10 protein-coding genes are annotated in these 15966 nt (G+C 38.9%); 9 read left to right on the top strand and 1 reads right to left on the bottom strand.

Annotation, left to right across the window (positions count from 1 at the left end):
• Positions 1–681 precede the first annotated feature (681 nt).
• Positions 682–1308, bottom strand: coding sequence for a glycosyltransferase family 32 protein (locus ACEN4L_RS04765; protein WP_407096196.1), 627 nt, complete (start codon positions 1306–1308; stop codon positions 682–684).
• Between the two features lie 422 nt (positions 1309–1730).
• Between ACEN4L_RS04765 and ACEN4L_RS04760 the strand changes: the two genes are divergently transcribed.
• The 9 genes from ACEN4L_RS04760 (at position 1731) to ACEN4L_RS04720 (ending at position 15965) form a co-directional block, all read left to right on the top strand.
• On the top strand, positions 1731–4385 hold the full coding sequence (locus ACEN4L_RS04760) for a calcium-translocating P-type ATPase, PMCA-type (protein WP_407096195.1): 2655 nt from the start codon (positions 1731–1733) through the stop codon (positions 4383–4385).
• Positions 4386–4444: 59 nt separating this feature from the next.
• Positions 4445–5320 (top strand): PPK2 family polyphosphate kinase, encoded by an 876-nt coding sequence (locus tag ACEN4L_RS04755; protein WP_407096194.1) that lies wholly within the window; start codon positions 4445–4447, stop codon positions 5318–5320.
• Positions 5321–5741: 421 nt separating this feature from the next.
• Positions 5742–7397 carry a peptide ABC transporter substrate-binding protein gene (locus ACEN4L_RS04750; RefSeq protein WP_407096193.1) on the top strand — a complete coding sequence of 552 codons (1656 nt, stop codon included), beginning with the start codon at positions 5742–5744 and terminating at the stop codon, positions 7395–7397.
• A gap of 152 nt (positions 7398–7549) precedes the next feature.
• The gene (locus ACEN4L_RS04745) at positions 7550–8491 is read left to right on the top strand and encodes an ABC transporter permease (protein WP_079650648.1); all 942 of its coding nucleotides are present in this window, start codon (positions 7550–7552) and stop codon (positions 8489–8491) included.
• Complete coding sequence (locus tag ACEN4L_RS04740) at positions 8484–9521, top strand: ABC transporter permease (RefSeq protein ID WP_407096192.1); 1038 nt, start codon at positions 8484–8486, stop codon at positions 9519–9521. Before ACEN4L_RS04745 ends, ACEN4L_RS04740 begins: the two co-directional genes overlap by 8 nt.
• A 5-nt stretch (positions 9522–9526) precedes the next feature.
• A complete protein-coding gene (locus ACEN4L_RS04735; RefSeq protein ID WP_407096191.1) occupies positions 9527–10651 on the top strand; it encodes an ABC transporter ATP-binding protein in 1125 nt (374 codons plus the stop codon).
• Positions 10596–11558, top strand: coding sequence for an ABC transporter ATP-binding protein (locus tag ACEN4L_RS04730; RefSeq protein ID WP_109557449.1), 963 nt, complete (start codon positions 10596–10598; stop codon positions 11556–11558). The genes ACEN4L_RS04735 and ACEN4L_RS04730 overlap by 56 nt, the downstream gene beginning before the upstream one ends.
• A gap of 974 nt (positions 11559–12532) precedes the next feature.
• Positions 12533–15370, top strand: a complete 2838-nt coding sequence (locus ACEN4L_RS04725; RefSeq protein WP_407096190.1) for a sigma-54-dependent transcriptional regulator — start codon at positions 12533–12535, stop codon at positions 15368–15370.
• A 97-nt stretch (positions 15371–15467) separates the two neighbouring features.
• Positions 15468–15965, top strand: a complete 498-nt coding sequence (locus tag ACEN4L_RS04720; protein ID WP_407096189.1) for a mannose/fructose/sorbose PTS transporter subunit IIB — start codon at positions 15468–15470, stop codon at positions 15963–15965.
• Position 15966: the final 1 nt, after the last annotated feature.

The raw sequence follows: 15966 nt of genomic DNA, 5'->3' as shown, positions 1-15966 counted from the left end.
AGCGATTGAACATCAAGGAAGTAATCTTCATGATGAAGAATAGCGATTGAACATCAAGGAAGTAATCTTCATGATGAAGAATAGCGATTGAACATCAAGGAAGTAATCTTCATGATGAAGAATAGCGATTGAACATCAAGGAAGTAATCTTCATGATGAAGAATAGCGTTTGAACATCAAGGAAGCAAACTCCATGATGAAGATCAGCGATTGAACATCAAGGAAGTAATCTTCATGATGAAGATCAGCGATTGAACATCAAGGAAGGAGCCTGCCTGATGAAGACTCTAACTTTTAGAGTTTTAAGAAGACAACGCCAAGGCTTTCCGATGGTTTTCCATAAGCAGCCTCATAGGTCGGAGAGAATTTCTTTACCAACATTAAAAATGTGGGGAATGGGACAATAACCTGATACTTCATTGGAAAACTGAACGTCAGCTACCAAAATGCAGCCTTAGATTCAAACAAACCAAATACCGGACGAGAGAATAACTTCTCATCCGGTATTTGGTTTGTTTGAGCAGAGCTAAACGCATTTTGTCCCGCTCTTTCATTTTTTTATATCTGAGTTGCGCAAATCAGCTTTTTAGGGGGTTTGTTTCTCCTTTTATTTTGGGGAAACACCCCATTAAAAAGGAGAAAGTGGACCTCTAGGAAGTCTAAACGCTCTTGCTCCACTCTCTAGAGCCATGATCCAGTAAATTGATGGATGGCATAGGTGTTCTTAGTATCATCTATTTCATGAGTATAGTAGTCTTTTGGTGAAAAGTAATCCCGAGGAAAAATAGTAACATCATCATACACTTGTTTGGTATTGTTCATTTGGAATCCTTTTTCTGCAAGGATTTCCGTGACACGAATGACGTTTGTTTTCCGGTCATGCGTTCCATCTTCTTTGATGAACGTTCTGTCTGCGTAATCTTGGTACCATTCTTCAATCAGAGGATTATGGGGTTCTGCGCCGATAATTCCTGTAGAGATTTCTGTCTCGATTTCAAATCCCATGAAAGCAGGCAACTCTAGAAATTCATCTAATGATTTAATCACTTCCATGTCTGTATCCATGTAAATACCGCCGTATTCTTTTAATACGTATAAACGAGCTACATCTGAAACAAAGGCCCATTGTTTTTCATCATAGGCTTGCTGTGCGTAAATACCCGCCCCTTCCAAATCAAAACTTTCTTCATTCCATAGTTTGATTTCATAGTCGGGACAGTACTTTTTCCAGCTGGCAAGGCATTTTTTTTCAACTTCTCCAAAAGGCTTGTCCCCAAACCATACATAATGAATTATTTTAGGTATCATAACAAGCTCTCCTCTTTTCTTCTTTTTTTAAGCTTCTATTCAATGATAAGAACAAAATGGAAAAAAATCCATTAAAACGCCTTATGGCAAATAAAAAACCAGACCAACAAAGTATTGGCCTGGTTTTTACAGGGTAAGGTTTTCTTTTTTAGTTTGGAGGAGTAAAAAAGAAATAAGAAATTAGGGATGTTTCTTTTTGGTATGAAATAAGTATAAAAGAAGAATATGAACATTTTATGATGAAAATATGCAGATTTAGAGCAGCCCGTCAAATTAAACTAGTTCAAACAACAAAGCTTGATTTTACAAGTTGTCTGACTTCAAAATCATCCTGATTTTCTTTACAATAAATTCAAAGCGAATGCTTGCTTTTTCAGTAAGAGAAAGAAGGGGAACACAAACTTATCTAGGGGGACGACTGTTTGGATTACAAAACAGAAGAACTAAAGAAGATCGCAGAGGAACTAAAGGTTGATATCGAGAAAGGTCTGGACACACAACAAGTAGAAGCCAATCGGGAAGAATATGGGAAGAATGAGTTTGAAGAATCAGAGAAGAAGTCTTTATTTGCTCGGATTGCAGAACAGTTTAAAGATGTGATGAATCTTATTTTAGTGTTTGCTGGTTTCTTATCACTATACATTTCTTTGTCTGACCCTTCTCATGGATTTTCGGAACCTATTGTTATCTTCATAATTATTGCCATTAATATGACGATTTCTATTCATCAAGAAGGCAAAGCAGAAGATGCGTTAGATTCTTTAAAAAATCTTTCCTCGCCGGTTTCAAAAGTCATTCGTGAAGGAAAAGAGCAAGAAATCGATGCCAGTGAAATCGTTCAGGGAGATATTTTAGTGCTTCAAGCTGGAGATAAAGTAGATGCAGATGTGCGTTTAATCGAATCCAATAATCTGCAAGTAGATGAAGCTTCTTTGACCGGAGAGAGTGTTCCGGTCGATAAAGATCCGAATGCCCAAGTTGAAAAAGATGCTTCTACTGGAGATGTGTTAAATACAGCTTTCTCGGGTACAGTTGTGACGAATGGAAATGGAAAAGGGATCGTAGTGGGTGTTGGGATGGATAGTGCAATGGGATCTATTGCCGGGTTATTGACCGATTCCAACCAAGGCAAAACGCCTTTACAACTACGAGTAGATAGTTTAGCAAAAAAACTGGCTGTGGTAGCCTTTATCGCAGGTGCAATTATTTTTGGTTTAAACTTTTTCACAAGCAATATTAACATTTTAGATAATTTGATGACTGCCGTATCTCTAGCTATTGCAGCCGTACCAGAAACGTTGCCGGTCATTGTGACCCTTTCACTAGCTTATGGTGTTCAAAATATGGTGAAGAGAAATGCGATCATTCGGAATATTCCAGCAGTAGAAACGCTTGGGAGTGCTTCAATCATCGCTTCAGATAAGACTGGGACATTAACTAAAAACCAAATGACGATTCAAAGAATCTGGGCTGTTTCTCATGAGCCCAAAACAGCAGAAGAGGAATTTAATGACGATGAAGACTGGCTGATCAAAATGATGGGATTGGCTTCCAATGCTCGAGTCAAAGAGCTAGAAGAGGAAGAAAATACTATTTCCGGAGATCCGACAGAAGCAGCTATTATTCAGTTGCTGGAGGACAAAGAGTGGTCAAAAGAACAATTGGATGAAAAGTACGAACGTGTTCATGAGATTCCATTTGACTCGGATCGAAAACGAATGACAACCGTTCACAAATATGAAAATAAATATGTAGCCATCACAAAAGGAGCGTTTGATCGAATACCTTTAGATGAGGCAGCTGTTGAAAAAGAATACGATCAAAATGCTGGCGATATTCATGATGCCTTTGCTGAAAAAGCGTTACGGATCATAGGGGTATCGTACAAATTTATGGACAGTAAGCCCAATAACCTTGATGATGAAGAACTGGAGAAAGATATGACTTTTGCCGGAATCGTGGGAATGATTGATCCGCCAAGAGAAGAAAGTAGGCAAGCAGTTCAAGAAGCGCGTGAAGCTGGGATACGTCCAATAATGATTACTGGGGATCATGCCGTTACAGCTACGGCTATTGCCAAAGAGATCGATATTTTCCGTGACGGTGACAAAACCATCACTGGAAAAGAGATGCAAGAACTGTCTGATGAAGATTTAAACGAACAAATCGAAAACTTTTCTGTTTATGCACGAGTATCTCCTGAAGATAAAATCCGTATTGTAGAAGCTTGGCAACACAGAGGGGACGTCGTGGCCATGACAGGAGACGGTGTCAACGATGCTCCTTCTCTTCAAGCAGCAGATGTAGGAACAGCAATGGGAGAGAATGGAACAGAAGTAGCGAAGAATGCTTCTGACATGATTTTGACGGATGATAACTTTGCGACGATTGTTCATGCCGTTGAAGAAGGTCGTCGAGTGTATGACAATATCAAAAAAACAGTCTATTACCTGCTTTCTGCCAATGTGGCTGAAATTCTTGTTATGTTGATTGCCGTATTGATTGGTTGGGGAACTCCATTAACTTCTATTCAGTTGTTGTTTATCAACGTCATTGCGGACGGGATACCGGGGTTTGGTTTGAGTCGGGAAAAAGCGGAAGCCAATATTATGAAGCGTGATCCTGTTCATAAAAATGAAAGTATCTTTGCGCATGGAGGCTACCGCAGAATCGCGATTGCAGCTGCCACGTTTACAGTTATCACATTAATTGCCTTTTATATTGGAGAAAATCTGGCGCTGAATGCTGCTATTGAACCTTCCTTAGAGGTAGCTCAAACATTGGCCTTTTTAGTTCTAGGATGGTCTTCTGTCATTCATATATTTGTGGCGCGAACAAATGATTCCATCTTTAATGCAGGCATTACAGAGAATAAAACGGTTTTTTGGACAACTTTATTTTCTTTCGCAGCTACCACAGTAGTAGCAGTAGTTCCGTTTCTAGCGTCGATTTTTAATCTGGTGACTTTAAGTTGGGAATATTGGCTAATTGCAGCTGTTTTGTCCATTATGATCATTGTCGTGGTGGAAATTGAAAAAGTAGTGATGAAGAAAATGGGTGGCAGTTTCTTAGGTTAAAGCATTTTTGTCCTAAATCTGGTAGCAAAGACAAGTAGCTTAAAAGGAGGGAAATAAAAATGGATATTTCTAAATACCTTATAAAACCTGAAGAAAATGTAAATTTAGCAGAACTGGCTGAAAAAGAAAATCCTGATTATACAGAAGAAGAGATCAAAGAAAAATTGATTCCTGAAAGTGTGGAACAATTAAGAGAATGGCAATTGCGACTGCATGCAGAAGAAAAAAAAGGAATCTTAGTAGTGTTGCAAGCGATTGATGCAGCAGGAAAAGATGAGATCATTACCTTTATCTTTTCTCATTTGATGCCGCAAGGATTAAAAGTAACATCTACTAAAAAACCAACTGAAGAAGACATGAAACATGACTTTTTATGGCGTGTCCACAAAGGGATGCCTGAAAGAGGGCAGATTGCTATCTTAAATCGCTCTTACTATGAAGATTTGCTGTCTCCGATTGTGTACGGAGAAGAAGAAAGTATCCCGATGCCTTCCAGCGAGGACGATCATGATGCTTGGGAAGTCCGGTGTCGACAAGTCAATGATTTTGAAAAGTATATGGTAGAGAGCGGTTTTCCAGTGGTTAAATTTTTCTTGAATGTATCGGAGGAAAAACAGCGGGAGCGGCTGTTGGAACGTATGAAAACGCCGGAAAAAAATTGGGAGTTTTCATTCAGCGATATAGATGACCGTCAAAAATGGGATACTTACCAGGAAGCATATGGAAAAATCTTGAATAAAACCTCGACAGAATATGCACCGTGGTATATATTACCTGCTGATGATGGTTGGTATACGCGTTATCTTGCAGCGGAGATCATGATAAATGTGATCGAAAAACAGGATCCAAAGTTTCCCGTGATGACAGATGAAGATAAAGAACAGTTGGAAAAAGAAATTCAGCGATTAGAAGAAGAAAGAGAACAAGACACCTGAGAAATAAAGTATGAAGAAGTCTTTAAAGGGCCCCTCTGCATGATGCAGAAGGGGCTTTTGTGGGTTTATTTTGAAATACCGGTAAGGAGAACGAGGTCAGTACTCATGAAAGATTTCTGCGACTACTAAAGTGTGAAAAGTTAGTCTACTGTTTCATTAGAATCGATTAGTAAATCTACGGGAATTGATTTTAATTTATTTCTAATAATTAATTGCGTATTCAAAATTGTGTTAATCAGCTCTATTACAAGGTTTCTATATATAAATAAGACTGTTCATCATCAACTACCTGCAAAAAATAAAATTCAACATTTTGTTGACGTTTTATTCTAATTAAATTATAATCAGATTATTATTATTTAATAGTATTTTAATATTGTTTTAATCTTGGCAATTAAAAAGGGTACAGGGGGAAAACTTAATGAAAAAGACAAAACGATTCAGTTTGTTTATTGCCGGAATGACATCCATGTTGGTATTAGCGGCATGTGGAGGAACTAGTTCAGAAGAAGCAGAAGGAAATGCCAATGCTACAGAAACTGCAGGCGGAGGAGTATTGAATGTTCAAGTAGATGTAGAAGTAGCTTCTATGGATCCACAAATGGCAACTGATGGAACTTCATTTGAAGTAATTGCCAATACGATTGAAGGATTGTATACATTGGATTCTAAAGGAGTAGCGATTCCTTCATTAGCTGAAGCAACAGATGTCAGCGAAGATGGGTTAACATACACGTTCACGTTGAAAGATGCAGTATGGTCTAACGGAACGTCTGTCACTGCAGATGATTTCGTTTATGCATGGCAAAGATTAGCTGATCCAGACACTGCAAGTGAATATTACTACATTATGGGAATTGCAGGCGTTGTAAATGCAAATGAAATTTCTGCTGGCGAAAAAGCACCTGAAGAATTAGGCGTAACAGCTATTGATGAAAAAACATTAGAAGTAAAATTGAACCACCCCGTTCCATTCTTCGAAAGTTTAATGGCCTTCCCATCTTTCTTCCCAATGAATCAAGCGTTCTTTGAAGAAGCAGGCGAAAATTACGGAACTTCTGCGGATACATTGATTGCAAATGGAGCATTTGAAATTACTTCTTATGAACCAGCTGCAACAACTATCGAATTGGAAAAAAATCCTGATTACTTTGATGCAGAAAATATAAGTTTAGAGGGCATTAAATATCAAGTCATTAAAGATACTCAACAAGCTATGTTGTCTTACCAAAACGGAGACTTAGATGTAGTAACTTTAGCTGGAGAGCAAGTTGATTTGTTCAAAGATGATCCTGAATTCCAAACGATTCAAGCGGGTTACCTGTGGTACATTTCTCCAAATACAAAAATTCCTGGGTTGGAAAATACCAACTTGAGAAAAGCATTTGCACAAGCATTTGATAAAACTTATATTGCAGAAACAGTGTTAAAAGATGGTTCTGTACCAGCTGATTACATGGTACCAGATGGGTTGGCAGTAGATGCTGAAGGAGTTGATTTCCGCGATACGGCAGGAACTTACTTGGCTTATGATCCAGCTGCTGCACAAGAATCCTTGGCATTAGCTAAAGAAGAATTAGGAAAAGACAGCTTTACATTTACAATGATTATTGAAGATACAGAAAGTTCTATCAATGTGGCTCAAGTGTTGAAATCACAGATTGAAGAAAATCTAGATGGCGTTACGGTCGAAATCGAGCAAATGCCTAAGAAAACAAGATTGGATCGTATGAACACAGGTGATTACGAATTAGGATTAACTCGTTGGGGTCCAGACTATGCAGACCCAATGACTTATGCAGATTTATTCTTAACAGACTCTGGGAACAATAAAGGTTTCTGGTCAAATGAAAAATATGATGAACTGGTTAATTCTTCTTTAGACGGTGAATTGTCACTTGATGTAGAAGGAAGATGGGCTGCATTGCAAGAAGCAGAAAGCATCATTCTTGAAGACGCTGGTATTCTTCCAGTATACCAGAAAGGAAATGCTGTAATGATCAAGAGCAATGTTTCAGGTGTTGATTTCCACTCTGTTGGTGTATCAAGAATCATGAAACATGCAGTAAAAGAATAACCGTTTTTAATGCATGCTGAAAGAAAGGTGTACAAGAGAATATCAAGCGGTTAGTAGAACTGTTTTGGATTATTCATTGTATGCCTTTTTTTGATAGTTTAGTGTCGATGTAAAAAGAATGCATTTTTATTTCGAACGAAAGGAAAATAACTATGAAAAAATATATTGCTCGTAGAGTACTGATGTCTTTTTTAACTTTGTTAGTGATCATTCTGGTGTTATTTGTTTTGATGCAGCTGCTTCCAGGATCACCTTTTAACGATGAACGATTATCCATCGAACAACAAGGATTTATCATGGAAAAATATGGATTGAATGATCCAATTCCGGTCCAATTTGGCCGTTACTTAGTCAATATGTTGACGGGAGATTTCGGGAAATCTTACACGATCTCAAAAGATACAGATGTATCCATCCTTCTTCAGAATCGATTGCCGATATCCCTTGCAGTCGGTGGGGTTTCAATTGTGCTCGGAGCCGTTATCGGCTTGTTTTTAGGTGTGTTTTCAGCATTAAAACACAATACAGTATGGGATTCTTTAGCTACCTTTATCTCTGTTTTAGGCGTTTCGATTCCTTCTTATGTATTTGCCTTAGGGTTATCTTATTACCTAGGGTTCCAATTGAAATTATTTCCTATGTTGTTTAACCCCGCAGATGGCATCAATGCTTATCTATTGCCGGCTGTTGCGTTAAGTATGACAGTGATGGCGACAGTTGGACGCTTTACCCGAACAGAAATGCTGGATGTCTTAAATTCAGATTACATTCAGTTAGTGGAAAGCAAAGGTGTATCTGGTCCCCGATTAGTTGTTACACATGCATTGCGCAATGCGTCGATTTCTATTTTGACGGTTCTTGGTCCTTTAGTAGTAAGTTTAATGACGGGGAGTTTAGTAGTCGAAAAAATTTTTTCCATTCCTGGAATCGGGCAATTGATGGTACAAGCCATTCAATCAAATGATTACAATATCATTATTTCATTAGCATTTGTGTACAGTGCCTTGTATATCGGAGTGATGCTGGTGGTGGATATTTTATACGGTGTACTGGATCCAAGGATACGTTTAGCAAAGGAGAGTTCAAATGGATAAACCAATCGAATTTTTACCAAATGATTTTGAGTTTGTGAATGACAATAAAGCGGCGATGATCGACGAAGTGTATTCAGGAGAGTCTTTCTGGAAAACGATCATTCAACGGATCTTGAAAAATAAGGGTGCCGTTTTAGGTTTTATCAGTATCTTAATCATTTTAGCCTTGGCTCTTATTGGTCCGGAAATAACAGGGTATACTTATGACCAGCAAATAACAGGGCATGAAAGTATGGCACCGCGAATTCCAGGACTTGAAAAATTAGGCATTTTTGATGGAACAGAAACCTTAAAAACTTCAACAGGCGAACTGGAAGTCAATAAATATGAGGAAATCGATGGTGGAGCAGATGTCTATCATTGGTTCGGGACAGATGTTCTAGGAAGAGATTTATTTACTCGGACTTGGGTAGGGACACGGATCTCGCTTTATATTGCTTTAGTGGCGGTAATTGTTGATGTATTGATCGGGATGAGTTACGGAATGATTTCTGGTTTCTACGGCGGAAAAGTCGATATGATCATGCAGCGTTTTATGGAGATCCTAAATGGTATCCCTAGCTTAGTGGTCGTTACTCTGTTGATCATTGTCTTAAAACCAGGCTTATTAAGTATCACGATCGCGATTGCATTGACAGGTTGGATCGGTATGAGCCGTATCGCCAGAGCCTCGATGTTGAAATTGAAGCAAAGCGAATATGTATTGGCCGCACGAACAATGGGAGCAAAAGACTTTCCTATCATGTACAAAGAAATTTTGCCCAACATCTTCTCTCAGCTTCTCGTTATGTCGATGTTTTCTATTCCCAGCGCTATTTTTACGGAAGCCTTTCTAGCCTTTGTCGGTATTGGGATTCCGGTTCCAATGGCTTCACTGGGATCTCTTATTTCAGAGAATTTCAAATCCTTAACGACACATTTTTATATGATTGTGCCTCCCGTCATTGTCTTAGCCGTTTTGATGCTCAGCTTTAACTTATTAGCAGATGGGTTGCGCGATGCATTGGATCCAACATTGAAAGAGGTGTAAAAAACATGGGCAAAGAAAAAGTATTGTCAATACGAGATTTATCGATCGCCTTTAAGACATCTTCTGGACTGGTAAGTGCCGTTCGAGGAGTCAACTTGGACTTATACAAAGGGGAAACTCTGGCGATCGTTGGCGAATCAGGAAGTGGTAAATCAGTGACCGTTAAAACGATCATGGGGATTCTAAGCAACAATGGGAAAATAAACAGTGGAACGATAGAATACACTTACGAAGAAAATGGACAAAAAACAACGAAAAACCTGCTGGAGTATTCTAAAAAAGAGATGCGAAAAAACATCAATGGAAAGCATATCGCGATGGTTTTCCAAGATCCTATGACGTCTCTTGATCCAACAATGAATATTGGGAATCAAATTATGGAAGGGATGCGTATCCATTACAAAACCCCTAAAAAAGAAGCATATGCTAAAGCGCTGGAGTTGTTGGAATTAGTTGGGATAACAGATGCAGAAGCTCGAATGAGCAATTATCCTCATCAGCTTTCTGGAGGTATGCGCCAACGGATAGTAATCGCGATCGCTTTAGCCAGTGATCCCGATGTCCTCATTTGTGATGAGCCGACGACGGCGTTAGACGTAACGATCCAAGCAAAGATTCTGGAATTGATTCAGTCCATCCAACAAAAAACAGGTATCTCCGTTATTTACATTACCCATGATTTAGGGGTAGTAGCGAAAGTTGCGGATCATGTAAACGTTATGTATGCAGGACGAATCGTAGAAACGGGGACAGTAAACGAAGTGTTCTATGAACCAAGACACCCTTATACTTGGGGTCTATTGCTGGCAATGCCTGATTTAGAAACGAAAGCGGACAAATTGGAATCGATTCCCGGGAACCCTCCAAACTTAGAACATGAAGTAGTAGGGGATCCATTTGCGCCGCGTAATCCCTATGCTCTCAATATAGATTATCGCTTGGAGCCGCCAATGTTTCAAATTAGCGAAACGCACTATGCAGCTACTTGGCTGCTGGCAGAAAATGCTCCAGTGTGTCCTCCACCAGCAGAACTGCTCGAACGAATCGAACGCATGAAGAAGGAGGATGAGCTCTATGTCGGAACTGAAGAAACCTATACTTTCCGTGAAGAACTTAAAGCAGCACTTTAAAGTCAGTCGAAAATTTACCGTCAAAGCGGTAGATGGAGTTTCCTTTGAGATTTATCCAGGCGAAACGTATGGGTTAGTTGGGGAATCAGGCAGCGGAAAATCCACTATCGGCCGTTCGGTCATTCGACTGTACGATATCACAGAGGGTAAAATGACCTTTAACGAACAAGACATCTCTGGGAAGCTCTCTAGGGAAACGAATGATATGATGCGCACTAAGATGCAAATGATTTTTCAAGATCCAATGGCTAGTCTGAATCCGAGAAAAACCGTCATGGATATTATTGCCCAAGGGTTAGATATTCACGGTAAGGCTGGTTCTAAAAAGGAAAGAGAAGAGCAGGTCATTGAGATATTAGAGCGTGTGGGTTTATCTCGTGAATTCGCCAATCGCTACCCCAATCAATTTTCAGGAGGACAGCGGCAGCGGATCGGGATCGCTCGGGCATTGATCATGGATCCGGATCTCATTATTGCAGATGAAGCGATCAGTGCGTTGGACGTTTCTATTCAAGCTCAGATAGTGAACTTGATGAAGGATATCCAAAAAGAAACTAATGTGGCTTATCTGTTTATTGCGCATGATTTGTCTATGGTCCGCTACATTTCTGATCGGATCGGTGTATTGCATTTGGGGCATTTATTAGAAACGGGGACAACAGAAGAGATTTTTAACAATCCCTTACACCCTTATACCAAATCATTGATTTCAGCCATTCCGCATCCAAATCCAGTGTTGGAAAAGAAACGGACTTCTCTAACCTATGATTATGCTGCAAGTGGGTTAAACTACAGTGAAGGAAAGCTGCACATTATTGAAGGAACCCACAAAGTGTTGGGAACAGATCTGGATATTGAAAAGTGGCTGCAAAAAGACAATCAAAAAGAAGTCATTGGTGTCAGTTAAGAAAAGAATAATGACTTTATTTTAGTCAGGACAGGAGCTGGGATACTTTATCTCAGCTTTTTTTGATTAGGATGTGTCTTGAAACTATAGTTGTACACTATTTGAGTTGGTGATGAAGAATACATTTTGAACATCAAGGCAAAAACCGCCTTGATGAAGAATGTGTTTTGAACATCAAGGCAAAAACCGCCTTGATGAAGAATCCGATTTGAACATCAAGGCAAAAACCGCCTTGATGAAGAATGCATTTTGAACATCAAGGCAAAAACCGCCTTGATGAAGAATGTGTTTTGAACATCAAGGCAAAAACCGCCTTGATGAAGAATCCGATTTGAACATCAAGGCAAAAACCGCCTTGATGAAGAATGTGTTTTGAACATCACGGCAAAAACTGCCTTGATGAAGAATGCATTTTGAACATCAAGGCAAAAACCGCCTTGATGAAGAATCCGATTTGAACATCAAGGCAAAAACCACCTTGATGAAGAATGTGTTTTGAACATCAAGGCAAAAACCGCTTTGATGAAGAATCCGATTTGAACATCAAGGCAAAAACCGCTTTGATGAAGAATCCGATTTGAACATCAAGGCAAAAACCACCTTGATGAAGAATGTGTTTTGAACATCGCGAACAACCACATTATCAATGAAATATTGCTCGGGATTCAAGAAATGTAGTTTTTTGAAGCCGTTGTATCAATAAGCTGCTGTTGCTCTAAAATAGAAGGTAACTTTGATTGTCAACAAACGTTACATGATGAAAATCAAAACTATTTATCTCTTTTCAAAGTAGTTTTAAGACACACCTTAGGCTCGGTAGTAAGATGTGTCAATTTTTGTACATAACAAGATCACTAAATTATTTTTCAATCAACAAATTTGGAAAAAGAAGATGCAGTGTGTCAAAAATAATGATACACTAAACTTAAAACGAGAAATGTAAGTGCTTTTATTTTTTTCTAAGGAGGAACAAGATGAAAAGAAAAGATAAGGTACTAGCTTACGTATTGGAGAAAACCAGTCATTTAAAAGATCGGGATATTGAAATCGGTGGCGGGGTAACAGCTTTTGAAATTGCGGAGTCCTTAGACATTCTTCGCAGCAATGCATCAAAAGATCTTAACACACTAACCAGAGAAGGTAAGTTAGACAAAACGGAAACGCGACCGGTTCGTTACTATGACGCAACGATCAATCATTATCGACCGCTCGAAAAAAAGGTCAGAAGTTTTAAAGAATTTCCAAGCAAAAAAGAAAATAATTCAAAAGAATCGTCATCAGCAGCTACTGATCTATTCCATAATATGATTGGAGCAAGCGGCAGTTTGACTAGTCAGATCAGTCAGGCAAAAGCAGCTATTTTTTATCCGCCGAAAGGATTGAACACGCTGATTATAGGTCCAACTGGATCAGGGAAGACTTATTTTGCAAATGCAATGTATCAGTATGCCCAAGACAATAAATTGATTGCTAAAGATAAGACGATGGTGGTGTTGAATTGTGCCGATTATGCGCACAATCCGCAACTTTTGATGTCTCATTTGTTTGGCCATGTGAAAGGTGCCTACACCGGAGCAATCAGCAGTAGTGAAGGGTTATTGGAAAAAGCCAACCACAATATGCTGTTCTTAGATGAGATCCATCGCCTGCCGCCTGAAGGACAAGAGATGTTGTTTTACTTTATGGATACGGGTTCTTTTTCACCTATGGGAGACACGGGAGAAAAGAAAAAAGCTGATGTGCGGATTGTATGTGCCACAACAGAAGATCCAAATTCAGCTTTGTTGGCAACTTTTAACCGACGGATACCTATCGTTATTACGCTGCCGTCATTCCAAAATCGTCCAGCTGTCGAGCAGATCAATTTATTGAAATATTTAATGAGCATCGAAGCTAAACGGATCCAAAAAAGTATCCAAATAGAAGATAAAGTCATGCAAGCCATCTTGGGTAGTGTCACATATGGAAACGTTGGACAATTAAAGTCAGTGATCCAAATGGTTTGTGCCAGAGGATTTTTGGATAGTGTCAACAATCGATCAGAAATCACGTTACGCTACGACAGCATGTCCAGTATATTAGAAGACGGATATGATTCTATTGCGTTAAATCAACGATTGAGACACGAAATTGTTCATTTTTTAGAACCTTGGACTACAATTACGCCGATTGACGATATTATGGTATTTGATTCAGATACTTACGAATTGCCATTTAATTTATATGAAATTATTGGAGATAAAGTAGCCATGTTGAAGGAAAGCGCGGTTTCTGATCAAGAAATCCACCATTTTATCACGACCGATATCGATCTGCATTTAAAATCTTTTTATAAAAATACGATTTTTTCGACTAAAGAAGACGGACTGAAAGATATTGTCGATGTGGAGATCATTGAACTAACAAAAAAAATTCAGCAGATCGTAGAAGAAATATTGCAATTCAATTTTTCAAAAAAATTCTTGTACGCGATGAGTCTGCACATCAGTTCTTTCGTCAAGCGTATCCAAGAAGGAATATTCGTACACAATAATAATGTACATTTAAAAGAGTTTGTATTGAATTACCAAGAAGAACAGCGTGCTGCTCGAGCGGTCAAAACTGAGATTGAACAGTATTACAAAATCGTAGTCCCCACAGTAGAGGTCAATTATTTGACGATGCTGCTGGTTTCTTTACGAACAGAAGAACAGCAAGGCCAAGTAGGGATCGTGATTGCAGCGCATGGAGTTTCGACAGCGTCCTCCATGAAAGAAGTGGTCGCAACATTGCTGAATTCTGTTAATTTGTATGCGGTAGATATGCCATTGGAAATGAATCCTAATGAAGCTTTTCCAAAAGTAAAAGCTGCTGTTGAAGAAGCAGATAATGGGGCTGGAGTGTTGTATCTGACCGATATGGGTTCTTTGGTAACATTTGGACAAAAGATCATGAATGAAACCGGTATTCGTATTGAGACTCATGATATGGTGACAACTCCTATGCTGCTTGAAGCTGCCAGAAAAACACAGTTCTCCAATCAAGACCTGGTGTCCATGTCTCAAGAATTGAAGCGATTCAGGGGATACTCTACACAAAAAAATAGTCTTGAAATAGCTGCAGAAGAGAACTACTCTTTATCCAAACAAACAGATAAACCTCAAATTATCGTTACGATATGTGCTACTGGAGAAGGAACAGCTATTCAACTGCAGAAGATCATTGAGGATATCTTAGCGGAATATCTAGAAAGCGACATCAGTATTATCCCGATCTCTATTTTGAATTATCAAGAGCAATTAAAAGAACTGCAGAAAAATTATACTGTTATAGCTACCTGTGGTTCGATCGATCCTCAACTGCAAGTGCCTTTTATTCCGATTGATGCTTTATTAGCGGGTAATGGAAAACACCGGCTGCATAATATCTTAGAGGGGATCGAATCAGAAGGGGAGCAAAAGATCTTGCCGCGTTTGTCTAAAGAGATATGTGTAGATTATATGAGTCAGTATGTAACCTACATCAACCCGGCAAAAATCATTACACCTGTATGGGATTTTTGTTATGTGATGGAGAAGCAGTTGGACCAAGTATTTGAAAATGCCTTTAACCTGGGCATCATGCTGCATCTATGCGGGATGTTAGAAAGAATCATCACACGTGAAGAAATCCATTCAGGAGAAGATGTAGACGAGGTGAATCCTAAATTGGCTTTATTGATCGAGGAAAATATTGCTCCTGTATTGTATGGTCTCAATCTAGAAGTTTCGAAAAATGAATTGAAATTTGTCGGAGCGATGTATCAGAATAAGTTGAAAGAAAAACAAGTATAAAAAGCCTTCATATGCATCACTTAAACGTAGTCTGGATGTTTTTTAACCGAATTGATTTAGAAAGTTTATTGAAAAGCAGAGGGAGAGACAACCTATTATGAGTATGGAAATTCGATTGGTCCGTATTGATGACCGCTTGATTCACGGACAAGTAGCCACTGTTTGGACCAAAACAACAAAAGCCAACCGTATTTTAGTCGTCAGCGACAGTGTAGCTAAAGATGAATTACGCAAAACGTTGTTGAAACAAGCTGTACCACCTGGAGTAAAAGCAAATGTGATCACCGTCAAAAAAATGGTAGACATCACGCATGATCCTAGATTTAGTGGTTTCAAAGCAATGCTGCTATTTACAAATCCTGAAGATGTCGTAAAAGTCGTGAAGAACCATGCAGACATAAAGACTATCAATATAGGCAGTATGAGTTATGCAGAAGGAAAGAAAATGATTACGAATGCCGTTGCGGTTGACCAAAATGATGTGGACGCTTTTAAATATTTACATGAAAAAGGAATTGAATTGGAAATTCGAAAAGTAGCCTCAGACAGTAAAGTAAATATGATGAAATTATTGAAAAAAGAAGGATTAGTCTAAA

It is taken from the genome of Desemzia sp. FAM 23988, assembly GCF_045528365.1.
GTDB lineage: Bacteria > Bacillota > Bacilli > Lactobacillales > Carnobacteriaceae > Desemzia.
The sequence above is the reverse complement of the archived record's forward strand: the minus strand, read 5'-3'. Positions and strand labels throughout refer to the sequence as shown.